The 22,526-nt window shown below is 67.4% G+C and carries 21 protein-coding genes; 9 read left to right on the top strand and 12 right to left on the bottom strand.

The features are described from left to right. Positions 1 to 64 precede the first annotated feature (64 nt). Both EH199_RS04990 and EH199_RS04985 read left to right on the top strand, forming a co-directional pair. Entirely contained in the window at positions 65 to 1,639 is a 1,575-nt protein-coding gene (locus EH199_RS04990) for a helicase HerA-like domain-containing protein (RefSeq protein WP_124808167.1), read from the top strand. Between the two features lie 129 nt (positions 1,640 to 1,768). Then, complete coding sequence (locus EH199_RS04985) at positions 1,769 to 4,435, top strand: M1 family metallopeptidase (protein ID WP_124808166.1); 2,667 nt, start codon at positions 1,769 to 1,771, stop codon at positions 4,433 to 4,435. Positions 4,436 to 4,477: 42 nt separating this feature from the next. Here EH199_RS04985 and EH199_RS04980 read toward each other — a convergent pair whose 3' ends face one another. From EH199_RS04980 to EH199_RS04955, 6 genes are all read right to left on the bottom strand, one after another. Further along, positions 4,478 to 5,983: a sensor histidine kinase gene (locus EH199_RS04980; RefSeq protein ID WP_370449662.1), complete on the bottom strand. Its 1,506-nt coding sequence runs from the start codon at positions 5,981 to 5,983 to the stop codon at positions 4,478 to 4,480. Positions 5,984 to 5,987: 4 nt separating this feature from the next. Next, complete coding sequence (locus EH199_RS04975) at positions 5,988 to 6,719, bottom strand: response regulator (protein WP_124808165.1); 732 nt, start codon at positions 6,717 to 6,719, stop codon at positions 5,988 to 5,990. An 18-nt stretch (positions 6,720 to 6,737) separates the two neighbouring features. Further along, the gene (locus EH199_RS04970; RefSeq protein WP_124808164.1) at positions 6,738 to 7,367 is read right to left on the bottom strand and encodes an EF-hand domain-containing protein; all 630 of its coding nucleotides are present in this window, start codon (positions 7,365 to 7,367) and stop codon (positions 6,738 to 6,740) included. Positions 7,368 to 7,611: 244 nt separating this feature from the next. Continuing rightward, positions 7,612 to 8,034, bottom strand: coding sequence for a cupin domain-containing protein (locus EH199_RS04965; protein WP_124808163.1), 423 nt, complete (start codon positions 8,032 to 8,034; stop codon positions 7,612 to 7,614). Then, on the bottom strand, positions 8,031 to 8,411 hold the full coding sequence (locus EH199_RS04960; RefSeq protein ID WP_124808162.1) for a VOC family protein: 381 nt from the start codon (positions 8,409 to 8,411) through the stop codon (positions 8,031 to 8,033). The genes EH199_RS04965 and EH199_RS04960 overlap by 4 nt, the downstream gene beginning before the upstream one ends. A 58-nt stretch (positions 8,412 to 8,469) precedes the next feature. Beyond that, positions 8,470 to 10,269, bottom strand: a complete 1,800-nt coding sequence (locus EH199_RS04955; protein ID WP_124808243.1) for an aminopeptidase P family protein — start codon at positions 10,267 to 10,269, stop codon at positions 8,470 to 8,472. 61 nt (positions 10,270 to 10,330) lie between these two features. Here EH199_RS04955 and EH199_RS04950 point away from each other — a divergent pair, with 61 nt between their 5' ends. The 5 genes from EH199_RS04950 (at position 10,331) to EH199_RS04930 (ending at position 13,738) form a co-directional block, all read left to right on the top strand. Then, the gene (locus EH199_RS04950) at positions 10,331 to 12,406 is read left to right on the top strand and encodes a S9 family peptidase (RefSeq protein ID WP_124808161.1); all 2,076 of its coding nucleotides are present in this window, start codon (positions 10,331 to 10,333) and stop codon (positions 12,404 to 12,406) included. A gap of 10 nt (positions 12,407 to 12,416) precedes the next feature. Next, positions 12,417 to 12,827, top strand: coding sequence for a thioesterase family protein (locus EH199_RS04945; RefSeq protein ID WP_124808160.1), 411 nt, complete (start codon positions 12,417 to 12,419; stop codon positions 12,825 to 12,827). Between the two features lie 136 nt (positions 12,828 to 12,963). Continuing rightward, positions 12,964 to 13,161, top strand: coding sequence for a hypothetical protein (locus EH199_RS04940; RefSeq protein ID WP_124808159.1), 198 nt, complete (start codon positions 12,964 to 12,966; stop codon positions 13,159 to 13,161). Further along, positions 13,158 to 13,439, top strand: a complete 282-nt coding sequence (locus tag EH199_RS04935; protein WP_124808158.1) for a hypothetical protein — start codon at positions 13,158 to 13,160, stop codon at positions 13,437 to 13,439. The genes EH199_RS04940 and EH199_RS04935 overlap by 4 nt, the downstream gene beginning before the upstream one ends. Then, complete coding sequence (locus EH199_RS04930) at positions 13,436 to 13,738, top strand: hypothetical protein (protein WP_223806474.1); 303 nt, start codon at positions 13,436 to 13,438, stop codon at positions 13,736 to 13,738. Before EH199_RS04935 ends, EH199_RS04930 begins: the two co-directional genes overlap by 4 nt. Before the next feature lie 37 nt (positions 13,739 to 13,775). Here EH199_RS04930 and EH199_RS04925 read toward each other — a convergent pair whose 3' ends face one another. Further along, positions 13,776 to 15,485 carry a diguanylate cyclase gene (locus tag EH199_RS04925; protein ID WP_124808157.1) on the bottom strand — a complete coding sequence of 570 codons (1,710 nt, stop codon included), beginning with the start codon at positions 15,483 to 15,485 and terminating at the stop codon, positions 13,776 to 13,778. Positions 15,486 to 15,524: 39 nt separating this feature from the next. Next, on the bottom strand, positions 15,525 to 16,640 hold the full coding sequence (ald, locus tag EH199_RS04920; RefSeq protein ID WP_124808156.1) for an alanine dehydrogenase: 1,116 nt from the start codon (positions 16,638 to 16,640) through the stop codon (positions 15,525 to 15,527). 137 nt (positions 16,641 to 16,777) lie between these two features. Here ald and EH199_RS04915 point away from each other — a divergent pair, with 137 nt between their 5' ends. Continuing rightward, on the top strand, positions 16,778 to 17,239 hold the full coding sequence (locus EH199_RS04915; protein WP_124808155.1) for an Lrp/AsnC family transcriptional regulator: 462 nt from the start codon (positions 16,778 to 16,780) through the stop codon (positions 17,237 to 17,239). Here EH199_RS04915 and EH199_RS04910 read toward each other — a convergent pair. From EH199_RS04910 to EH199_RS04900, 3 genes are all read right to left on the bottom strand, one after another. Further along, complete coding sequence (locus EH199_RS04910; protein ID WP_124808154.1) at positions 17,202 to 17,627, bottom strand: hypothetical protein; 426 nt, start codon at positions 17,625 to 17,627, stop codon at positions 17,202 to 17,204. The two genes, EH199_RS04915 and EH199_RS04910, sit on opposite strands and share 38 nt — an antisense overlap. A 275-nt stretch (positions 17,628 to 17,902) precedes the next feature. Further along, the gene (locus tag EH199_RS04905; protein WP_124808153.1) at positions 17,903 to 20,287 is read right to left on the bottom strand and encodes a DNA translocase FtsK 4TM domain-containing protein; all 2,385 of its coding nucleotides are present in this window, start codon (positions 20,285 to 20,287) and stop codon (positions 17,903 to 17,905) included. Positions 20,288 to 20,371: 84 nt separating this feature from the next. Further along, positions 20,372 to 20,905 (bottom strand): thiamine phosphate synthase, encoded by a 534-nt coding sequence (locus EH199_RS04900; protein ID WP_223806473.1) that lies wholly within the window; start codon positions 20,903 to 20,905, stop codon positions 20,372 to 20,374. A 22-nt stretch (positions 20,906 to 20,927) separates the two neighbouring features. On the opposite strand from EH199_RS04900, the gene EH199_RS04895 reads away from it, so the two are divergent. After that, complete coding sequence (locus EH199_RS04895) at positions 20,928 to 21,587, top strand: YggS family pyridoxal phosphate-dependent enzyme (RefSeq protein WP_124808151.1); 660 nt, start codon at positions 20,928 to 20,930, stop codon at positions 21,585 to 21,587. 37 nt (positions 21,588 to 21,624) lie between these two features. Here EH199_RS04895 and EH199_RS04890 read toward each other — a convergent pair whose 3' ends face one another. After that, positions 21,625 to 22,341, bottom strand: a complete 717-nt coding sequence (locus EH199_RS04890) for a DUF4136 domain-containing protein (RefSeq protein WP_124808150.1) — start codon at positions 22,339 to 22,341, stop codon at positions 21,625 to 21,627. Between the last annotated feature and the right edge of the window lie 185 nt (positions 22,342 to 22,526).

The raw sequence follows: 22,526 nt of genomic DNA, 5'->3' as shown, positions 1-22,526 counted from the left end.
CGGGCGCCACCTGTTCGTAAACCCGTGGCGGGACCGGACGCTTTCTTGCGGGGACGACTGTTACATGGACGATATCTACCTTGGCCTCGGCGCCAACGGCGAACGGCAGGTGCTGCGGCTCGGCCGGGCCAACCGGCACGGGCTGGTCGCGGGCGCGACCGGCACCGGCAAGACGGTGACGCTGCAGGGCATCGCCGAACAGTTTTCCGCGCGCGGGGTGCCGGTGTTCCTGGCCGACGTGAAAGGCGATCTTTCGGGCATCGCCATGCCGGGCAGCCCCACCTTCAAGAACGCTGACAAGCTTGAAGCCCGCGCCAAGGAACTGGGCATCACCGATTATGCCTATTCCGACAACCCGGCGGTGTTCTGGGATCTCTATGGCGAAAGCGGCCACCCGATCCGCACCACGATCTCGGAAATGGGACCGCTGCTGCTGGCCCGGCTGATGGGCCTGAACGAAACGCAGGAAGGCGTGCTCAACATCGCCTTCCGCTACGCCGACGAAAACGGCCTGCTGCTGATCGACATGGACGACCTGCAGGCGGTGCTGGTCGCCTGCGCGGAAAACGCCGGTGAACTCGCCACCAAGTACGGCAATGTCACCAAGGCCAGCGTCGGCGCGATCCAGCGCCAGTTGCTCGCCTTCGAAAGCCAGGGCGCGGACCGCTTCTTTGGTGAACCGGCGTTCGAGATTCACGACTTCCTCCGCACCGACGACAAGGGCCGGGGCCTGGTCAACATTCTCGCCGCCGAAAAGCTGATGCAGAGCCCCAAGCTCTACGCCACGTTCCTGCTGTGGCTGCTGTCCGAACTGTTCGAGGCGCTGCCCGAGGTGGGCGATCCTGAAAAGCCCGTGCTGGTGTTCTTCTTCGACGAGGCGCACCTGCTGTTCGACGATGCCCCCGAAGCGCTGTTCGACAAGGTGGAGCAGGTCGTCCGCCTGATCCGCTCGAAGGGCGTGGGCGTCTATTTCGTCACGCAGAACCCGATCGACATTCCCGAAAAGATCGCCGGCCAGCTCGGCAACCGCGTGCAGCACGCGCTGCGCGCCTTCACCCCGCGCGACCAGAAGGCGATCAAGGCGGCGGCGCAGACCTTCCGCATCAACCCCGATCTCGATGTGGAAAAGGCGATCACCGAGCTGAAAGTGGGCGAGGCGCTGGTTTCCACGCTGGATGACGATGGCGCGCCCGGCGTGGTGCAGCGCACGCTGATCGCGCCGCCACGTTCGCGGCTGGGGCCGGTCTCGGCGCCCGAACGCGCTGCGATCCAGGCGTCCAGCCCGGTGGAAGGCAAGTACGATACGGCGGTGAACCGCGAATCCGCCGCCGAAGTGCTGGCCAAGAAGGCCGCCGATGCCGCCGCCGCCGCGCAGCAGGTGCAGGAACAGGGCACGGAGGCACAGCGCGCGGCGCCACGCCAGTCGCCGTCGCTGTGGGACAAGGCCGGCAAGGCGGCGATCGGTGCGGTGGCTTCGTCCGCCGGCGCGGTAATCGCGGCGCAGATCAGCGGCAAGAAAACCCGGGCTTCGCCCGTCGAATCCGGTCTCAGCGCGGTGGTCGGCTCGGTCGCCACCAGCCTGGGCGGCGCCGCGTTCGGCCGCTTCGCGCGCGGCCTGCTGGGCGGTTTGCTGCGCTGATCGCTCCGGCCTGAACGCCTCTATGCCCCCCATGTTCGACGAACACCATCGCGTGTTCGTCGAACGCGGTTGCGCATGAAACCAGTTAGGCCCTAGTCAGGTGCATTTTCCATTTCCGGAAAGGCTTTCATGCGCTCCTTGTTCCTTGCCGCGACCATGCTTGCGAGCTGTGCCGCGATTCCCCTCGCCCACGCCGAAACGGCCACCCCGCCCGCCGCAGCCATTCCCACCGAAGCCGGCCCAATGCCTGCCGGCAAGCTCGACGGTTCGGTCGTGCCCTCCACCTACCGGCTGGACCTGACCGTCGATCCGGCCAAGGAGCGGTTTTCCGGCCACGTCGAGATTGACGCCACCAGCCGCAAGGCCAGCCGCTTCGTCTGGCTGCACGGCAAGGAACTGAAGGTTTCGCGCGTCACCGCCACGGCCGGCGGCAAGACGCTGACCGGCACGTTCGCGCAAGTCGATCCCACCGGGGTCGCGCTGCTGACCTTCCCCGAAGCGCTGCCCGCCGGCGCGGTAACCTTCGCCTTCGATTACGACGCGCCGTTCGGCGAAGGGCCGGCCGGCATGTTCCGCGTGAAAGTGGGTGACGACTGGTACAGTTGGACCCAGTTCGAATCGATCGACGCGCGCGCCGCCTTCCCCGGCTTCGACGAACCCGGCTTCAAGACGCCGTGGACGGTTACCCTGCGCACCCCCGCCGGCCTCAAGGCGGTTAGCAACGCGCCGGAAACCGCGACGCGGACCGAAAACGGCATGACGGTCCACACCTTCGCGCCGACGCTGCCGCTGCCGAGCTATCTCGTGGCGATGATGGTCGGGCCGTTCGCCACGGTCGAAGGCACCGTGCCAGCCACGCCGCAGCGCGCCACGCCGCTGCCGATCCGCGTGGTTTCGACGAAGCAGAACGCCGACAAGCTGGCCTTCGCGCTGGAAGGCACCAAGGGCATCGTCCAGCACCTCGAAGCCTATTTCGGCCAGTCCTTCCCCTATCCCAAGCTCGACCAGATCACCGCGCCGATCATGCCCGGCGCCATGGAGAACGCGGGCGCCGATCTCTATGAAGACTCCATCCTGGTGATGGACGACAAGGCATCGACCAGCCAGAAGCGCACCTTCGGCATGGTGGTGGCGCACGAGCTGGCGCACCAGTGGTTCGGCGATCTCGTCACCCCGGCATGGTGGGACGACATCTGGCTGAACGAAAGCTTCGCCAACTGGATGGGCTTCCGCATAGGCAACGCTTGGCGGCCGGACCTCAACATCGGCGCGGGGGCACTGGAAGAAGGCTTCGGCGCGATGAACATCGACGCGCTGATCGCCGGCCGGCCGATCCACCAGCCGATCCCGAAGAACGCCGATATCGACGCCGCGTTCGATACGATCACCTATGGCAAGGGCGGACATGTGGTGGCGATGATCGCCGCGTTCATGGGCGATACGCGCTTCCGCGATGGCGTGCGCGGCTACATGGCCAAGCATCGCTATGGCAACGCCACCAGCGCCGACTTCTTCGGCGCGATGGCCGACGCGGCAGGCGATCCGCGCATCCTTTCGGCGATGCAGAGCTTCACCGACCAGCAGGGCGTGCCGCTGGTGACGTTCGCGGACGGCAAGAACGGTGCCTGGACGGTGACGCAGAGCCGCTACGTCCGATTGGGCACCCCCGCCCCTGCCACGCAATGGGGCATTCCGCTCTGCGCACGGCAGGGCGATGACCGCCAGTGTTCGCTGATGACCGGGCCGACGATGAAGCTGACGCTGAAGGGCAAGGGTCCGGTGGTGCCCAATGCCGGCGGCACCGGATACTATCGCTTCGAACTGCCGGCGGCCGAATGGGACAAGCTGATCGCCGGCGCGGCCAGCCTGCCCGGCGGCGAGGCCCAGGCGCTGGAAGACAGCATCGCGGCCAGCTTCATGGCGGGGCGCGCCACGCCCGCGCAAGTGATCGCCGCGTCCGCCGCGCTGGCCCGCAACCCGGATAGCTACGCCAGCGGCAACGCCACCTCGCTGCTCGAAACGATGGCTGCGCGCGGCGTGATCGACGAGGCGGCCAAGCCCGCGTTCCGGGGATTTGTCGACAAGCTCTACGCGCCGCAGCTTGAAGCGATGGGCTTTGATCCGCGCGCCGGCGCCCATGCCGGCGACGATCCCGACAAAGCGCAGCGCCGCGTGGCGCTGGTCGCCACCCTGTCGGACACGGCGCGCGATCCCGCGCTGCGGTCGCGGCTCGCCGCGGCGGCGGAGGCGTTGCTCGGCGGGAACAAGGCCGCGCTCGATCCAGCGTTCTACGGTTCGGGGATGCGGGCATGGCTGGGCCAGACGAAGCTGGCGGGGGCGCAAAAGCTGGCGGGCGTCGCGCTCGGATCGGAAGATCCGGTGTTCCGCCCCAGCGCGCTGCGCGCCGTGGCCGCCAGCGGCGATGCCGAAACCGCGCGCTGGGTGCTCGACGGGTTCAAGGATGCCCGGCTGCGCCCCAGCGAGCGCCTCAGCATGATCGCCGGCATCCTGGTGACGCCGGAAACGCGCGAGATCGGCTACATCTGGCTCAAGGCGCATCTCGAAGAGATGCTCAGCGGCTCGGGCGGCATCTTCCTCGCCGCGCGGCTACCTGGGACACTGGCCGGGTTCTGCTCGGTCGATCAGGCGAAGGAATTCGAGGCCCTGCGCCCGCGCTTCGCCGGCCGCAGCGGCGCGCTGGAGCTGGAACGCACCATCGAGCGGGTCCGCGATTGCGGCGTGCTCAAGGACGCACGCGGCGCGGAACTCTCCGCGGCGGTGGCGAAGATCAAGTAAGACCCCATCCCGGCACGCCCCGTGCGTGCCGGGATATTTCTGTCACGTAACAGGCAGGCGCAGCGTCGCCACCAGCCCCGCGATCCGGCCTGACTCCACGCGATTGGCGAGTACCAGCGATCCGCCGTGCTGGTCGGCGATGGCCCGCGCCAGCGTCAGGCCCAACCCGGTGCCGCCGGTCGCGGTGTTGCGCGAGGCTTCGAGGCGCGTGAACGGCTCCATCATCCGGGCGATCTCGCCTTCGGGAATCCCCGGCCCGTCATCCTCGATCCGCAACACGGCCTCGTTGCCCTCGCGCACCAGCGATACGCGCGCGCGCTGGCCATAGCGCAGCGCGTTGGACACCAGGTTGCGCATCGCGCGGCGCAGCCACGTCGCCCGCACCGGCAGCACGATGCGCGCGGTATCGCCCAGCGTCACATCCTCGCCCATGTCCTCGAACTCGTCGGCCACATCGGCGACGAGCGCCGACAGCTCGGTCATTTCCAGCGGATCGGACGGACGGCCCACCCGCGCCAGCGAGAGAATGTCATCGAGCGAGCGGTTGATGTCCTCGATCACCTTGGCCATCCGGCCGCGCTCGGCGTCGTCCTCCACCGCCTCGATCCGCACGCGCAGCGCAGCCAGCGGCGTTTTCAGATCGTGCCCGATCGCGCCCAGCATCACGTCCTTTTCGTCGAGCAGTCCGGCGATGCGTGCTTCCATCGCGTTGTGCGCCTCGATCAGGCGGCGGATATCTTCCGGCCCGCCGGGAACGAGCTGGCCATCGATGCTGCGGTCGCGCGCGAAGTCCTCCACCCGCCGCGTCAGCGCCTTGAGCGGCTGCGCGATGCGACGCAGGATCAGCGCCACCGCGCCGATGAGGACGAGGTACAGCAGCACGGTCTGCCACAGCAACGAGATCAGCAACTGCCGCTCGCCCGCCGGCGTCAGGACGCGCGCGGACAGCCACGTGCCGTCGGAGCGCTTGAACGAGGCGATCACCAGGCGCGGCGGCGGTTCGCCATTGCTGAAGGCGGCGAAGCGGTGGCGTTGCTGTTCCCACCATTCGGCAATCACGCTGTCCTGATGGGGATCGCGTTCGAGCACGACCACTTGTGACACCGCGACGCCCTGGTTTTCCAGCACTTCGGTCAGATTCTTCTCGGCCGCGGCGATGCGCCGGTCGCCGGGCTGTTCGGGGCTGGCGTTATCCACGCGCACGCGCAAGGGGCGTGGCAGCCGGTAGCCGTCATCGGGCGGCGGCGGACGACGCCGGAAGCCGGGCGCCCCCGGAGGGCCGCCTTCGCGCGCTTCCGGCCAGCGATCGCGCCGCATTCCGCCCCGTTCGCCGCCCTCCGCGCCATAGAGCGGAGGGCCAAGCAGACGGAAGGCGGCGGAGTTCACCAGCGCGCCCACGTGCCGTTCATGCTGCGCGCGCCAGATAAGCGCCGCCGAAAGGCTCTGCGCGATCAACAGGGCGATGGCGATGGCGAATAGCATCTGCCCCTGCAAGCTGCGCGGCCAGGGCACGAAACGGGAAAAGGCGCGGGGCAGGTCTCGAAACAAGCGACTACCCCCGCGACGCGATCTTGCGCACTTCGGTGGCCAGCATGTAGCCACCGCCCCAGACCGTCTGGATCAGTTGCGGATTGCGGCTGTCCACTTCCACCTTGCGGCGCAGGCGGCTGATCTGGTTGTCGACGGCGCGGTCGAACAGGTGCGCCTCGCGCCCCTGCACCATGTCGAGCAGGCGATCGCGATCGAGCACCTGGCGCGGATGATCGAGGAAGGCCATCAGCAGGCGGAACTCGGCGGAGGAGATCGCCACCAGCGCGCCTTCCGGATCGGTCAGCCGCCGCTTGAGCGGATCGAGCTGCCAGCCTTCGAATTCATAGACCACCGCGTCCGCCGGTTCCGCCGCCTGCCGCACCGCGCGCCGCAGCACGCTGCGCACGCGCGCGACCAGCTCGCGCGGATCGAACGGCTTCACCACGTAATCGTCGGCGCCGATTTCCAGACCGACGATGCGGTCGGTCGCCTCGCCCTTGGCGGTGATGAAGATCACCGGGATCTGCCGCGCCTCGACCAGATGGCGACACAGCGACAGACCGTCCTCGCCCGGCATCATGATATCGAGCAGCACGATGTCGAAGGCGGCTTCCACTAGCCGGCTGCGCGCCTCGGCGGCGGTACCGGCTTGCGTCACGGCAAACCCCTGGCGGACGAGATAGTCCGCCAGGGGCTCGCGCAGGGCTGCTTCGTCGTCGACGAGCAGCACCCGGATCGGCGAAGTTTCATTCATGCGCTTCGCCGCTCCCCGTCATTCGCCCGGAGGGGGAGGCGGAGGCATGTCGCCGCCCGGGGCACCCGGCCCGCCCGGCCCGCGGCCGAAGCGGGCGCGCATCGCATCGCGCGCGGCCTTGCGTTCTTCCTTGCTGATCTTGCCGTCATGGTTGGTATCGACCCTGTCGAAATGCGCCTTCACCGCCGCATCGTACTCGGCCTTGGTCACAACGCCATCCTTGTTGGCATCGGCCATGCGCAACACCATCATGCCGGGACCGCCCGCGCCGAGACCACCAGGGCCGCGCCCTTCCGGACCGCCGCGTCCGCCGCGATGCCAGCGATGGCCTTCCTCCGGACCAGCGCCGGGGCCATCGGCACGCGGGCCGTGCATGGCGTTGTGATGGGCCAGAAATTCGTCGCGGCTGATCGATCCATCGTGGTTGGTATCGATCGCGTCGAACTTCTGCAGGACCTTGGCGTCGCGATCGGCCTGGTCGAGCTTGCCGTCCTTGTTGACGTCGAGCTTCGCCCACATCTCGTCGGCCTTGGCCTTGGCTTCGGCCCAGGTAACGTCGCCCGCCGGACCTTCGGGGGCAGCGGCATAGAGGGCACCGGCGCCCAGCGCGAACGCGGCGGCGGAAATGCCCAGAACAATCTTCTTCATCGATCCTGACTCCCGTGTGTTCGGAAAGGGGAGGACGTTGCGAGGCCGCCATGAAGGGGGAGAGAGGGAGGCACCCCTTCAGGGGAGGCTGGCGGCCTTCGCAACGACCATGAGCAGGATATAGGAGGCAGTTGTCGCGCAAATATCCCGGCGCCGGCCCGACATTGTCGTAATTTGTCGCGTTTGAGAAAGACCGTTCATTTGGCGGCAAGCGAAGACCCCGCCCGGTCCCCTCACCCCGTCGTTACCGTGCGCGATGCTCGGTTCCGACGCCCGCCGTGATGAACAGCGCCGATGCCTCGTCTGCGGCATCCGTGGCCACGATATCCGCAGTGTGCCACACGCCCGGCGGATTGATCGCATAGTCGCCGGGCGCGAGCCGGACCAGCTCCAGCCGGCCGTCTGGAAATTCCTGATGCAGCACGATTTCGCCCGAGAGGCACAGTACCACCTCGTCGCCCGCCGGGTGCATTTCCCAGCTGTCCCAGCTTTCGGCGAACCGGAACAGGCTGACCAGCCGGCCTTCCTTCCCGTCATCGGCGTGGCGCGCGACATAGCCGGCGTACCACTCCATTCCGGTGAAGGCCGGCTCGGCCACGGCGCGCGCGCCGAGGCCGAGATGGACCGGGCTTTCCGCCAGCCGATGGCCCGCCCGGATCTCCTTCATTCCGGCGCCGCCATGAGGAAAGCATTGAGCTTGTTGCCATCGGGATCGCGGAAATAGGCGGCGTAGAACCCGCCATCGCCACGCGGCCCCGGCTCGCCTTCGCAAGTGCCTCCGTTGGCCAGCGCGATCGCGTGCAGCCGGACCACCTGTTCCTTGTCCTTCGCCTCGAACGCCACCATCACACCATTGCCGACAGAGGCCGCATTGCCGTCGAACGGCTTGGTCAGGCCGATGCCCGCGCCACCGCCGGGTGCGCCCCAGGCGATCGCGCCATCCCATTCCATCATCCGGCCCACACCCAGTTCGGCTGTCAGCGCATCATAGAACTTCGCGCCGCGTTCCAGGTCATTGGTGCCGAGCGTCACGTATCCGATCATCGAAACTCTCCCCTCAGCGAATCATGATAGATGGAACATAACACGAACAAACCACCTCTCAAAGCGGCGCGCAGACCCCTTCAAGCCAGATGCGATCGGCGCCTTCCAGCTGCGGCGAGAGCAGCGCGAGCGTACCCGCGTGGTATGCGTTCCACCACGCTCGCTCGTCGGGCGTCAGCAGGGCGACATCCACCAGGTTCCGATCGATCGGAACGTGCGTCAGCGTCTCGAAGCCATAGAATTCGCCTTCCGCGCCCTCGATTTCACGCGGCTCAACCAGCACCAGGTTCTCGATGCGGATGCCGTAGGCGCCGGTCTTGTAGTAGCCCGGCTCATTCGACAGGATCATGCCCGGCATCAGCATCTGGCCAGTGCCGGCCTGCCCGCCCGCGGCCTTGGCGATGCGCTGCGGTCCTTCGTGCACCGACAGGAAGCTGCCGACGCCGTGCCCGGTGCCGTGCGCGTAATCCAGCCCCGCCGACCACAGGAACTGGCGGGCGAAGCTGTCGAGCTGGCTGCCGGCCGTGCCCTTGGGAAACACCGCCCGCGCCAGCGCGATATGGCCCTTGAGCACGCGGGTGAAGCGGTCCCGGACCTCGGCCGGCGGCTGCCCCGGACCGACCCATACCGTGCGGGTGATGTCAGTGGTGCCATCGACATACTGCGCGCCCGAATCGACGAGATAGACGCTGTTCGGCTCCAGCGTGCGGTTGGTCTCCTCGCTGACGCGATAGTGGACGACCGCGCCGTTCGGCCCCGCGCCGGAAATCGTGTCGAACGACAGATCGCGCAGCAATCCGCCTTCGGCGCGGAACGCTTCGAGCCGATCGGCCGCCGCCAGCTCGGTCACGCCGCCGCGCGGCGCTTCCACCGAGAGCCAGTGCAGGAAGCGCGAAACGGCGGCTCCATCCCGCGCCTGCGCCGCGCGCTGGCCCGCCTTCTCGACCTCGTTCTTGATCGCCTTGGGCAGCACCACCGGATCGGTCAGCGCGATGGTCTTGGCCCCGGCGCGATCGAGCGTGGCGAAGATCGCCGCAACGGCCCGTTCCGGGTCGACCGCCACACGCTTGCCTGCCATCGCTTCCAGCGCGGGCACGAACCCGTCGCGATCATGGATGCGCACCGCGTTGCCCAGGTGCTGGACCAGCGCCGGCGTGACCTTTTCGGGCGCAATGAACAGATCGGCGGTGCCATCGGCGTGCGCCAGCACGAACGACAGCGCCACCGGCGTGCGTTCCACATCCGCGCCCCGGATATTGAGCAGCCAGGCAATCGAATCGAGCGCAGACACGACGACCGCGTCCAGCTTGCGCTCCGCCAGCCATTCGGCCACCGCCGCGCGCTTTTCCGAAGCGGACTGGCCGGCGTGGTCATCGGCATGGACCAGCGCCGGCGCGATCGACGGCGCGGGCCGGTCCGCCCACACCGCGTCGACGGGATTCGAATCGACCGCCACCAGCCGCGCCCCGCGCGAAGAGAGAGCACTCGCCACCGATTCCACCCACGGCCGGCCGTGCAGCCAGGCGTCATAGCCGATCCGCGCGCCTTCCGGCGCGTGTTCCCCCAGCCACGCGGCGGGGCTGGTCTGCGGCACCGACTGATAGCTGTAGAGCCGGCCATCGACCTGCTCGCGCACTTGCAGGGTATAGCGCCCGTCGACGAAGATCGCGGCTTCGTCCCTGAGCACCACCGCCGTGCCGGCCGAACCGCCAAAGCCGGTCAGCCACGCCAGCCGCTGGGCATAGGCGCCGACATATTCGCTCATGTGCTCGTCGGAAATCGGGATGACGAAGCCATCGAGACCGTCCTGCGCCAGTTGCTTGCGCAGGGCATCGAGGCGGGCTTCGTGAGTGTGCATCAGCATGGGATCGTCCTGAATGAAGGCGGCCCGCCTTGCGGGCATCATGGAGGCAACATAGATGCGGGGAATGAGCATTGCCACACCTCCCGTCGCCGCGAAGAAACCGCAGAGCATCACCCACCATGGCATCACGGTCACCGACGATTACGCCTGGCTGCGTGATCCCGGCTATCCCGAAGTCACCGACAAGGCCGTCCTCGCCCATCTCGAAGCCGAAAACGCCTGGTTCGAAAGCCGCATGGCCGACCGGCAGCCGGTGATCGACGCGCTGTTCCGGGAAATGCGCGGGCGCATCAAGGAAGCCGACAAATCGGTGCCGCAGAAGGATGGCAACTGGCTCTACTGGATCGAGTTCGAGGAAGGCGCCGAATACAAGAAATGGTGGCGCCGCCCGGTGGGCGCGGCGGACGATGGCAGCGCCGACGAACTGATTCTCGATGAAGTGACGCTTGCCGAAGGGCTGGACTACTTCCGCCTGGGCGCGATCGCGGTTTCGAATGACGGCACGCGGCTGGCCTGGTCGGTGGACGACAACGGCTCCGAACGCTTCACCGCGCGGATCAAGGTGATCGCCACGGGCGAAGTGCTGCCCGATGAGATTCCCGGCACGCTGTCCGGCCTGATCTGGGTCGCGAACGATACGGGCCTCGTCTATTCGCTCGCCAACGAGAACTGGCGTACCGACAACGCGCGGCTGCACTGGCTGGGCCAGCCGGTCGAGAGCGACATCGAACTGTACCACGAGGACGACGAGGGCTTCCGCGTCGGCGCCGCGCTTTCCGCCAACGAGAAATGGCTGATCGTCTCGACCGGCGACCACGAGACCGGCGAGACGCGCCTGATCCCCGCCGCCGATCCGCTGGCCCCGCCGATCCTCGTCAAGCCGCGCGCCAAGGGCGTGGAATACGACGTCGATGAGCGTGACGGCGTGCTCTACATCCACACCAACGACACCCACGAGAACTTCCGCCTCGCCACCGCGCCGCTGGCCGATCCGGGCAACTGGACCACGCTGATCGCGGGCAGCGACGATTTCTATCTGACCGGGTTCGAGCTGTTCCGCGATTTCTACGTGGTCGAGGGGCGGGTGCGCGGGCTGGACCGGATCGAAGTACGCTACTACGACGATCCCGCCAGGATCGAGCCGATCGCGTTCCCCGAAGCGAGCTACGAGGCAAGCCTGGGCGACAACCCCGAATGGGCCATGACGGTGCTGCGCGTCGGCTACGAATCGATGGTCAGCCCGGCCTCGGTCTATGACTACGATGTCGCCACCCGCAGCCTCACCCTGCTCAAGGTGCAGGAAATCCCTTCGGGCTACGACGCCACGCTCTACGATACCGCGCGGCTGGACATCGCGGCGCGCGATGGCACGCTGGTGCCGGTCAGCGTGGTCTGGCGCAAGGACCGCGCGCCCGGCGGGCCGCTGCATCTCTATGGCTACGGCGCCTATGGCATCGCCATCGGTCCGGGCTTCTCGACCTCACGCCTCAGCCTGGTCGATCGCGGCTTCGCCTATGCCATCGCGCATATCCGCGGCGGCGACGATCTGGGCCGCGCCTGGTACAAGGCGGGCAAGCTGGAACAGCGCACCAACACGTTCAACGATTTCGTCGACGTAGCCCAGGGCCTGATAGCGCGCGGGTTCACCGAGGCGGGGAAGATCAGCATTTCCGGCGGATCGGCCGGGGGCGAGCTGATGGGCGCGGTGATCAATTCCGATCCCGGCCTGTGGGGGGCGGTGGCGGCGCACGTGCCGTTCGTCGACGTGCTCAACACCATGCTCGACGAAAGCCTGCCGCTGACGCCGGGCGAATGGCCCGAATGGGGCAATCCGATCGAGGACAAGGCCGCGTTCGAGCTGATCCATTCCTATTCGCCCTATGACCAGGTGCAGCGCCAGGCCTATCCGCCGCTGCTGGTGACGGCGGGCCTCAACGATCCGCGCGTGACCTATTGGGAGCCGGCAAAATGGGTGGCGAAGCTGCGCGAGTTGAAGACCGACGGCCACGAACTGCTGCTCAAGACCAACATGGGCGCGGGCCACGGCGGCAAGTCCGGCCGGTTCGAAAGCCTGAAGGAAACCGCGGAGGAGTTCGCCTTCATCCTGTGGCAGCTGGGCGTAGAGGCCTGAGGTCCAGCCTGTGAGCAACCGTCATCGCCTGACCTTCACCGCCGCGCCGCAGCACATCGACGAACTGGGCCACGTCAACAACGCGGTCTGGCTGCAATGGGTGCAGGACATCGCGGTGGCGCACTGGGAGGCGGTGGCCGCGCCCGCACACCAGGCCGCCTACGTCTGGGTCGTGACCCGGCACGAGATCGATTATCGCGGCAATATCGGCGCGGGCGAAAGCGTGACGGCGGAAACCTTCATTCCCGAAGGCCCCACCGGCGCGCGGTTCGACCGGCGCGTGGACTTCACCAATGCCGCCGGCAAGGTGATCGTCAGCGCGCGCACCACCTGGGCGCTGCTCGACCGCGCCTCGGGCCGCCTGCTGCGCGTGCCGCGCGACGTCGCCGCGCCGTTCCTGCCGGAGGGTGCAAACCCCTGAACCGCATGGGAACCGTGCCCTGATTGCGCTTGCAATCCGGCCCTTGGCACCCCATATCCAACCCATCGCCCATTATCGTCTTGCACGTGGGTGGCTGAGAGACCGTCGCGCTCCCGCATTAGGCCGGAGCATGTCGATGGACCTGAATCATCTTCTTTATCACCACCAGCTCTCGATCATGCGGGCGGCATCGCTGCCCGCTGCTTCCAGGGCCGGCGCCTGCAGGCTGGTGAAGCACTATCAGACACGGATCGACCGGCTGCGTCACCAGATGGGTGTCTCTTCCTATCCCGACTGGTGCGGCGCCGCCGTCCCGGCGGGCGCGGTATCATGAGGGCCACGCGCGGCACGAGCCGCCCTGGTGCCGTTGCGCACGGTAGCAGCGGCATAAGCGATCCCCAGGCCCTCAAGCGGCGTGCCGAAGCATTCAACCTGGCCTTCGTGCTGCTGGGCGGACGCCGCGCGGCCAACGGCTTCCTGGATTCCGTGCATCCGGGCATGATCGACGTTCCCCGCCAGCGCGTCGGCGCGTCGGAGCTAGGCCTGATAGAGGTCATCCGGGTGCTTCGCCGCCAGGCCTTGCGCGCCGCCCCATTGGAGATTCAACCATGACCAAGACCCCCACGGCGTCCAGAAAGCGCGCGCCCGCAAAATCCTGGACGGAACCGGTCGAAACCAGAGTCACGCGGGCGATGAACCTGAACCTGGCCGAACAGGACGTGATCGACCGGTGCCACCGCGAGGCGATCGCGATCAGCGCCATCGAAACGCTCTTGTCGGGTGGAACGCACCTGGTCTGCGTCACCATCGAAGGAGCCGACGAGGCGCGCCACCTGTTCAGGCAGGACGTGAATCTCGGGCCTGTCCGCCGGGCCTCGTTCCAGCGGGTCGATACATCCCGCTTGCGGTAAATCCGGCCGCCCCCGGACAAGAGAACGCCCGGGTTGCCTAGATCGACACCGCCTGCGTCAGCGTCTCGACCGGCTCGCCTGCCAGCAGATCGCGCACCGTGCGGTTGCGGCCGCTGCGCTTGGCTTCATAGAGCAGGCGGTCGCAGTGGGCATAGAGGCTGTCGAACGCCGTCAGGTCGGGGTTGTCGCCATCGTGCTCGACCAGCCCCATGCTGGCGGTGACGATGCGGTCCAGCCCGGCCACCTCGGCCGCGACGCGCGCGGTGATCGCCCGGCGCGCGCGTTCGGCGCGTTCGGCGGCGAAGGGCCCCCGCAGCAGCAGCATGAACTCCTCGCCCCCCATGCGGATCGCGTGGGTATCGCGATCCCCGGCGATCGCGCGCGCGGTCGCCTTCAACACCGCATCGCCCGTCGCATGGCCGTGGGTATCGTTGACGTCCTTGAAGTGATCGAGATCGATCACCGCCATGGTGCGAAAGCCACCTGACAGCAGTTCATCGAACCGACGCTCGATCGACAAGCGGTTGTTGAGCCCGGTCAGCGGATCGCGGCCGACGATGCCTTCCATTTCCTCGGCGCGGGTCATCGCCGAATCGCGCTCCTGCCGCAGCAGGATGAAGCGGCCGACGATGCCCACCGCCGTGACGATCACCTCGATCGCCAGCGCGAAGGAATAGAGCACCGATACATCGGGCGTGGCCGAACCGGGCAGGACATAGGTCACGATGCGCAGCAGGCCCACGCCCATCGCCGGTGTCCAGCCCAGCAGCGGATAGATCACCATCCGGCTGCCCTTGCGCCAGGCGTCGTACAGCGCCAGCGAGACGAGCCCGAGCGGAAACAGCATGTTGAGGTGGACCAGCGTGGTGGACCACACACGCAGGAACGGCGCCTGCGAGGTGGTGATCAGCCCCACCACAGCCACCACCACCGCCGCCTGCCGCATGAAGGCGCGCAGGCGCGGGTCGAGGCATTCCGGCTCCAGGAAATTCGCCGCGAACATCATCGCCGCCGCCGCCATCGCGGCGTAGCAGATGTTGGATATGATCGCTTCGGCCGGATCGTGGATGGTCATGACCAGATGGATGAAGCCGGTGCCGATCGCGGTCTGCGCCAGCATGGCCACCACCATCACGAGATGCCAGACCACGAACCGTTCCGGCAGCACGCTGTAGAACGCCACGTTGAGCAGCAACGGGACCACCAGCATCCCGCAGACGATGCCCAGCGCCGCCACGCGCCACAAGGGCCAGCCGGTGCCTTCGGGCGCGCTGTCCAGCCCGGCTTCGGCGAAGATCGCCTTCACCCACGGGCGGTCGATCCGCACGACCACCTCGCGCGTGCGGGCCGTCACGTCGGGCAGCGCCATGCTCATCAGCGGCGCGGCTTCCAGATGGTGCGCCTCGGGCAGTGTGTAATCGATCGTCCGGCGCGCGCCATCGTCATCGATCGCGGTGATCGCGATCTTCTCGAACCGCACCGCATGGGTCACGAAACTGCGCGGCAGTTCATCCTCGCTCTCGGGCAAGGTGAAGCGCAGGAAGGTGGAATCGGCGGCGATGTCCCAGCCGCCCGGATTGCACGACCAGCGGGCAGCGCGCGCCGCCACGGCGTCATAGCTTTCGCCGATCTCGGCGGCGGCATGGCATAGCCGCGCGCCCTCGACCGGCGCGGCAAGTGCCACGGCCGGCACAAGCCAGCCCAGCAACGCTGCCAGCAGCACAAGGATCTTGCGGCCCGGGACCATCCCCGAAGCCTAAGCCCATGACGTTATAAGGGCGTTAACTCAGTGAAGAATTTCGGCGGAAGACACGAATTCGTAACCCAGTTCGCGCGCCACAGCCTCGAACGTGACCTTGCCGGCATGGACGTTCAGCCCGGCGGCAAGGTGGGGATCGGCGCGCAGCGCCGCGCGCCAGCCCAGATCGGCGATGCGCAGCGCATGGGGCAGGGTCACGTTGTTCAGCGCATAGGTGCTGGTCCGCGCCACCGCGCCAGGCATGTTGGCCACGCAATAGTGGACGATGCCATCGACCAGATAGGTCGGCTCGGCATGGGTCGTGGCATGGCTGGTCTCGAAGCAACCGCCCTGGTCGATCGCCACGTCCACCAGCACCGCGCCGGGCTTCATCGTGCCGAGCATGGCGCGCGTCACCAGCTTGGGCGCAGCCGCGCCGGGGATCAGCACCGCGCCGATCACGAGGTCGGCCTCGGCCACGCTCTCGGCAAGGTTGGCCGTGTTGGAAAAGCGGGTCTTGGCCCGGCTTTCGAAATGGATGCCCAGCCGTTCGAGCGCTTCGGGATCGCGATCGAGAATGGTCACGTCCGCGCCCAGCCCCACCGCCATCTGCGCCGCGTTGAAGCCGACCACGCCGCCGCCGATCACCGCGACCTTGCCCGGCATCACCCCCGGCACGCCGCCCAGCAGCACACCGCGCCCGCCATGCGCCTTTTCCAGCGCGGTGGCGCCGGCCTGGATCGACATACGCCCGGCCACCTGGCTCATTGGCTTGAGCAGCGGCAGCGTGTTGCCGGCGCCGGTCACCGTCTCATAGGCGATCGCGGTCACGCCCGAACGCACGAGATCCGCGGTCTGTTCGGGATCGGGGGCAAGGTGCAGATAGGTGTAGAGGATCTGGCCTTCGCGCAGCATCGCGCGTTCGATCGCCTGCGGTTCCTTTACCTTCACGATCATTTCGCAGCCGTCGAACACCGCGCGGGCATCGGGCTGGATCACCGCGCCGGCCGCCTCGTAATCGCGGTCGGTGGCGCCGATGCCCAGGCCCGCGCCCTGTTCCACCCAGACGTCATGGCCATGGGCGGCAAGTTCGCGCACGCTCTCGGGCGTCAGGCCGACACGGTATTCATGATTCTTGATTTCGCGGACGGTACCTACGCGCATCGGAGTTCTCCCGCAGGGTCGAAAGTCCTGCAAAGATTACGCCGGAATGCGTAGAAAGTTTCACCAGAATGTATCTTCCGAACCGTTCGCGATAATGATATTTCCCGATTTAGAACCCTTGCGCGGGAAATTTTCGCATGGATCGAGCGGACGTCGCCCTGATTGAAGCGCTGCAGCGCGATTCGTCGCGATCCATCGCGGAGCTTGCGGAGGTGACCGCGCTCTCGCCGTCCGCCTGTCATAGGCGCATTCACGCGCTGCAGGCGCAGGGGATCATCGCCGGCTACAGCGCGCGCATCGATCCGGCCCGGCTGGGACTGACCATGCTCGTCTTCGTCGAGATCACGCTGACCAGCCAGAGCCGCGAGGCGATGGACCGCTTCGAACAGGCGGTGGGCGATTTCGACGACATTCTGGAATGCCACCTGATGTCAGGATCGGCTGATTACCTGCTGCGCGTCGCCGCCGCCGATCTCGCCCAGTACGACCGCATCCATCGCGATTGCCTGGCCCGGCTGCCCGGCGTTTCCGCGATGCGGTCCAGCTTTTCGCTGCGGCAGATCAAGCGCTTTGCGGGCTATCCGGTTCCGCATCGCTGACATCGGCCGGCGGCGAGACCTTGCGGCCCCGCTTCTTGCGGCCGCTGTCGACCAGCACCAGCGAGCTGCCCGGCTCGTTCATCCCGTGTTCTTCGCGCAACTGCAGCTTGAACGCATCGACCGCCGCTTCATCGGGCAGATGCGCCACCGGATAGCGGGCGACGATATAGTCGTCCTCGCGATCCAGCACGGTGATGAAGCGCGCCGCGCTTTCCGCCAGCCGCGTGACGTTGAAGCCACCGGCCAGGAACCAGTTCAGGCGGTTCCAGCTGGTGATCGGCCGATGGCAATGCCGGCACAGGCTGCTGACCGAACCGTCGGGCTCGCGATGACGCTTGCGTTCGGGTTGGTGAACGCGGGTGAACCAGCACTGGGTCAGAGCTTCCATGACAACCACTCGCCTTTCGACGACGTGCGTTATCCCTTGCGACCGCCCCCCAACGACCAACGGACTTCGCCGCACTGATAGGGGTTAATACGCGGAAACCTTTAAGACTCGCTTAAGTGCGGGCAGTCGCGGTCAGACCCCGGCGCCAATACCGGGAACTTGATAACGTCGTCATTGCGAGCGTTAGCGAAGCAATCCAGGGTGTCGGGTGCGGCTCTGGATTGCCACGGGGCTTCGCCCCTCGCAATGACGATGGCGGAAAATAAAGGCCGGTCCTAAAGCGGGTTGCCGTCGCGATCGCGGTATATCTCGCGCCGGCCGACATGGTTGGCGGGGCCGACCAGACCGTCGGCTTCCATCCGCTCGATCCATTTCGAAGCGGTGTTGTAGCCCACGCCCATCTGGCGCTGGATCCAGCTGGCCGAAGCCTTCTGGCTTTCGAACACCAGCTGGCAGACCTGCCGGTACTTGCGGTCTTCCGGATTGTCGGACGCAGCATCGATGTCGTCGAAGCCGAAGCCGCCGTCTTCCGGTTCCTCGGTGACCGAATCGACGTATTCGGGCGATCCCTGGGCGCGCCAGTGGTCGGCCACGCGTTCCACTTCCTCGTCCGACACGAACGGGCCGTGGACGCGTTTGATCGGGTCGGTGTTGGGCTTGTAGAGCATGTCGCCCTTGCCCAGCAGCTGCTCGGCGCCCTGTTCGCCCAGGATGGTGCGGCTGTCGATGCGGCTGGTGACGGCGAAGCTGATGCGCGTGGGCAGGTTGGCCTTGATGACGCCAGTGATGACGTCCACCGACGGGCGCTGCGTCGCCATGATCAGGTGGATACCCGCCGCGCGGCTCTTCTGCGAAAGCCGCTGGATCAGCACTTCGATTTCCTTGCCGACGGTGACCATCAGGTCGGCCAGTTCGTCGACGATGACCACGATCTGCGGCAGCGTCTTGTAGTCGAGCTGCTGTTCCTCGAACAGTTCCTCGCCGGTATCGGGATCGAAGCCCACCTGGATTCGCCGGCCCAGCGGCTTGCCCTTGGCTTCGGCGGTGCGGACCTTCTCGTTGAAGCCGGTCAGGTTGCGCACGCCCACCGAGGACATCATGCGGTAGCGCCGCTCCATTTCCTCCACCGCCCATTTCAGCGCGCGCACGGCCTTGGCCGGCTCGGTCACCACGGGCGAGAGCAGGTGCGGAATGTCGTCGTAGCTCTTGAGTTCGAGCACCTTGGGATCGACGAGGATCAGGCGGCACTGCTGCGGCGTGAGCCGGTAGAGCAGCGAGAGCAGGATGCAGTTGAGGCCGACCGATTTGCCCGAGCCGGTGGTGCCGGCGACCAGCAGGTGCGGCATGGTGGCGAGATCGGCCACCACCGGTTCCCCCGCGATGTCCTTGCCCAGGATGATCGGCAACAGCGCCTTCGCATCGACGAACTTGTCGCAAGCCACGATCTCGCGGAACGAGACCATGTCGCGCACGGCGTTGGGCAGCTCGATTCCCATCACCGTGCGGCCAGGGATCGAGGACACGCGCGCCGAAATCGCGCTCATGTTGCGGGCGATGTCGTCCGCCAGGCCGATCACGCGGCTGGCCTTGATGCCGGGGGCCGGCTCCAGTTCGTACATCGTCACCACCGGCCCGGTGCGGACGGCGGCGATCTCGCCCTTCACGTTGAAATCGTCGAGCACGTTCTCGAGCAGGCGCGCGTTGCGTTCCAGCGCCAGCTTGTCGATCTTCGGCTGCGCACTCGCCGGCGCTTCGACCAGCAGGTCAAGGCCCGGCAGCTCGTATTCCGAAAACAGGTCGCCCTGCCGCGCCTTGGCGTTGAAAGTGGCGGGCGCCGTCGCGCGCGATGGATCGGTAATTTCGGTCGGCCGGCGCGGCGCAATCGCGGTTTCGACATCCAGCGGGGTTGACGGCGTAACCGTCGACGCCTCGCGCCGCTCGGCCTTTTCCTTTCTGGAAACGGGCGTCGCAGGGGCATCCGCACCATCCGCCGCCTGCGGCGCGCGGACCGGCAGCAGACGCGGGAGGCGGAACATGCGTGCCCAGTCGAACGCGAACACCCGCCCCGCGATCAGCGCGCCAACGCACAGCGCCACCAGCGCAACGGGAAGAATGATCCAGCCCTCGGCAGGCCCGGCAAGGTGGGCGACGGCGCGCACCGCCGCCGCACCGATCAGGCCGGTAAGGCCGCCCATGCCGGCGGGCAGGCCGAATCGCGGCGCGGTGAAAGCCAGCGCCAGCGTCGTGCCGATCAGCACCATCGCCACCATCAGCAGGCCGGTCGGCCGCAACCAGCCCGGATCGGACGTGGGGTCTTCGTCCTCGTCCGCGTCGATCAGGTCGCCGGCCGCTTCCCACAGTCGGCGCGCAAACACGAACAACAGCGGCAGTAGCAGCACCGAAGCGGCGCCGAACAGCATCAGCACGCGCTCCGCCGCCCAGGCGCCGGGCAGCCCCATCCAGTTTTCGACCGGCCCGCCGGCTGCGGTGCTGCCCGAAGGGTCGGTCTGCGTGTAGCTTACCAGCGCCAGCGCCAGGAACAGCATCAGCGCGAACAGCGCGGTGCCGCCGATCAGTTCCAGGCTGCGACGCAGGCTGCGGCGCAGAACCGCGCGCCAATCCGCGCCCGCCCTTCCTGGAATGATTGCACGAGATGCCATGATGACCCTTGTCCCTTTCGCCCCATCATGCGCCGGAAGGGGAGTCACCGTCAAGAATCCAAGGGAATCCAGCGAGTCCCACGATCACGAAAGGCCGTCGATGGCGGCCCAGCCGTGGCTGCGCAAACGCCGCGCCCGCCGCCGGTTCAGCCCGCCAAGCGCGATCACCGGCACGCCCGACAGCGCCGCGAGCAAATGGAACCGGACCGGTCCCAGCACGCGCGCGCCGGGGTGGCTGCGCGTCGCGAACACGGGAGAAAGCAAGACCGCATCCGCCCCGGCGCGGGCCGCATCGCGCAGTTCCGCCAGATCATGCGCGGTCGCCAGCCGCAGGCCGCTGGTGCGCCTGCCAAGGCGCGCCGACGCGCCATAGGCCCCGTCCGCGCCCCATGCCCGCGCCTCCACCGCCGCGCCCGAGAGGAGAATGGAGTGGCCGTGCCGCCGGCAAAGCCGCCGCAACGCCCCGAATCGCACCCGGCGCGCGGCCGGTGCAAGGTGGTAGTGCCGGAACACCAGCCCGCTTCCGCGTGGCAGGCGGCCCAGCGTGCGTTCCAGCGTGGCATCGTTGCGCGCATCGCTGAGGAGGAGGATCCGGGGGACGGGGTAGCGCTTCGCCATGCGCGCGCTATAGCACCGCGCCATGAGCCAGCCAGCCACTCCGCTTGAAGACATCCGCGCCCGCATCGCCCAGGCCGAACGAATCGCCGGGCGTCCGGCGGGCGAGGTCACGCTCGTCGCCATTTCCAAGACCAAGCCGGCCGAGGCGATCCTGCCGCTGATCGCGCAGGGACAGACTGTGTTCGGCGAAAACCGGGTGCAGGAAGCGCAGGCCAAGTGGCCCGCGCTCCGCGAGGCGCATCCGGAGATCGCGCTGCACCTCGTCGGTCAGCTTCAGTCGAACAAGGCCGAGGACGCGGTGCGGCTGTTCGACTGCATCCATTCGCTCGACCGGCCAAGCCTCGTCTCCGCGCTGGCCCGGGCGATGGACAAGGTCGGCCGACGGCTGCCCTGCTTCGTGCAGGTCAACATCGGGGAAGAGGAGCAGAAGGGCGGATGCGCGATCGCGGACCTGCCGGCGCTGCTGACGGAGGCGCGGACGGCCAATCTGCCACTGGCGGGGCTGATGTGCGTGCCGCCGGCGGGGATCGAACCCGCGCCGTTCTTCGCGCTGCTCGACAAGCTGGCGGAAGACAACGGCCTTCCCGGCCGCTCGATGGGCATGAGCGACGATTTCGAGACCGCGATCATGCTGGGCGCGACGCACGTGCGCATCGGCAGCGCGCTGTTCGGCGCGCGATAGGGCGGCCCTCCCCGCGTGGGCGGGAAGGGCCGGCCGGTTACTTGACCTGCTTGACCGTCTTCTTCTCGGGCGCGACCGAGATGCGCAGCGTTTCGCCGTTGTGGCCGGGGAAATCGGTGAACATCGCTTCGACCAGGTTCGGCACCAGATAGGGCAGACGGTTCGATTGCGAGGCTGCCTCGGCCTTGCCCTCGAACAGGCGCTTGCCATCGGCGCGGCTGTCGATCTTGAGGTCGATCCCGCTGGTATAGACGGTCACCACATCGACAGAGTTGTAGCCGCCGCCCCAGAAGAACGGATCGTACCAGCCGTAACCCCAGCCGCGACGACCATAGAAACCGCCGCCACCGTAAAAGCCGCCACGGCCCCAGAAGCCCGGGCCATAGCCGCCGTACCACGGCCCCCAGAACGGATCCGGGCCGACGCCGGTGGTGCGCACGCGATCGCGCCCCTGGTCGACGCCATAGTCGAAGTGGACGATCAGGTCGGCATTGTCGGGGCTGGCGGCAGGCACGTAGCCCACCTTCTGCAACTGCGCCGCGACCAGCGAGGCGTATTGCGAAAACTCCAGACCGCCTTGGTTGCGCGGGTTTTCGGCAACGATCGCGAACGTCTGTCCGGCCGGGGCGGGCAACTGGCTCTGGAAACGGGAGACCTTGGCGTCAAAGGTCGATGCGCAGCCTCCCAGACTGGCGAGAAGCAGCGGCACGGCAACCAAGGCAAGTCCGCGATTCCGCTTGGTATTCTTGTTCATTCAACGCGACTCCTGTGAGCGGCCCGGCTGCCCCCGTTCAGGCGGACGCACCTGTCTTAGCACGACATCCCGATAGCCGGGAGGTGCTGAATGCGCGTTGAATGGCGCCGAAACATTTCGTGACCGGCGGGAAACTTATGGTCCGAACCGGGGGCTGTTCCACCACGGGACAGCCCCCGGTTCGC

Source organism: Novosphingobium sp. LASN5T (genome assembly GCF_003856955.1).
GTDB lineage: Bacteria > Pseudomonadota > Alphaproteobacteria > Sphingomonadales > Sphingomonadaceae > Novosphingobium.
Note: the sequence above shows the minus strand (reverse complement) of the source record. Positions and strands in the feature narration are given on the sequence as shown.

Bases quoted from the DNA above. Each gene is read 5' to 3' on its own strand.
- EH199_RS04990 (WP_124808167.1), top strand. From the start codon at position 65: ATGGACGATATCTACCTTGGCCTCGGCGCCAACGGCGAACGGCAGGTG.
- EH199_RS04985 (WP_124808166.1), top strand. From the start codon at position 1,769: ATGCGCTCCTTGTTCCTTGCCGCGACCATGCTTGCGAGCTGTGCCGCG.
- EH199_RS04975 (WP_124808165.1), bottom strand. From the start codon at position 6,719: ATGAATGAAACTTCGCCGATCCGGGTGCTGCTCGTCGACGACGAAGCA.
- EH199_RS04970 (WP_124808164.1), bottom strand. From the start codon at position 7,367: ATGAAGAAGATTGTTCTGGGCATTTCCGCCGCCGCGTTCGCGCTGGGC.
- EH199_RS04965 (WP_124808163.1), bottom strand. From the start codon at position 8,034: ATGAAGGAGATCCGGGCGGGCCATCGGCTGGCGGAAAGCCCGGTCCAT.
- EH199_RS04960 (WP_124808162.1), bottom strand. From the start codon at position 8,411: ATGATCGGATACGTGACGCTCGGCACCAATGACCTGGAACGCGGCGCG.
- EH199_RS04955 (WP_124808243.1), bottom strand. From the start codon at position 10,269: ATGCACACTCACGAAGCCCGCCTCGATGCCCTGCGCAAGCAACTGGCG.
- EH199_RS04950 (WP_124808161.1), top strand. From the start codon at position 10,331: ATGCGGGGAATGAGCATTGCCACACCTCCCGTCGCCGCGAAGAAACCG.
- EH199_RS04940 (WP_124808159.1), top strand. From the start codon at position 12,964: ATGGACCTGAATCATCTTCTTTATCACCACCAGCTCTCGATCATGCGG.
- EH199_RS04935 (WP_124808158.1), top strand. From the start codon at position 13,158: ATGAGGGCCACGCGCGGCACGAGCCGCCCTGGTGCCGTTGCGCACGGT.
- EH199_RS04930 (WP_223806474.1), top strand. From the start codon at position 13,436: ATGACCAAGACCCCCACGGCGTCCAGAAAGCGCGCGCCCGCAAAATCC.
- EH199_RS04925 (WP_124808157.1), bottom strand. From the start codon at position 15,485: ATGGTCCCGGGCCGCAAGATCCTTGTGCTGCTGGCAGCGTTGCTGGGC.
- ald (WP_124808156.1), bottom strand. From the start codon at position 16,640: ATGCGCGTAGGTACCGTCCGCGAAATCAAGAATCATGAATACCGTGTC.
- EH199_RS04915 (WP_124808155.1), top strand. From the start codon at position 16,778: ATGGATCGAGCGGACGTCGCCCTGATTGAAGCGCTGCAGCGCGATTCG.
- EH199_RS04910 (WP_124808154.1), bottom strand. From the start codon at position 17,627: ATGGAAGCTCTGACCCAGTGCTGGTTCACCCGCGTTCACCAACCCGAA.
- EH199_RS04905 (WP_124808153.1), bottom strand. From the start codon at position 20,287: ATGGCATCTCGTGCAATCATTCCAGGAAGGGCGGGCGCGGATTGGCGC.
- EH199_RS04900 (WP_223806473.1), bottom strand. From the start codon at position 20,905: ATGGCGAAGCGCTACCCCGTCCCCCGGATCCTCCTCCTCAGCGATGCG.
- EH199_RS04895 (WP_124808151.1), top strand. From the start codon at position 20,928: ATGAGCCAGCCAGCCACTCCGCTTGAAGACATCCGCGCCCGCATCGCC.
- EH199_RS04890 (WP_124808150.1), bottom strand. From the start codon at position 22,341: ATGAACAAGAATACCAAGCGGAATCGCGGACTTGCCTTGGTTGCCGTG.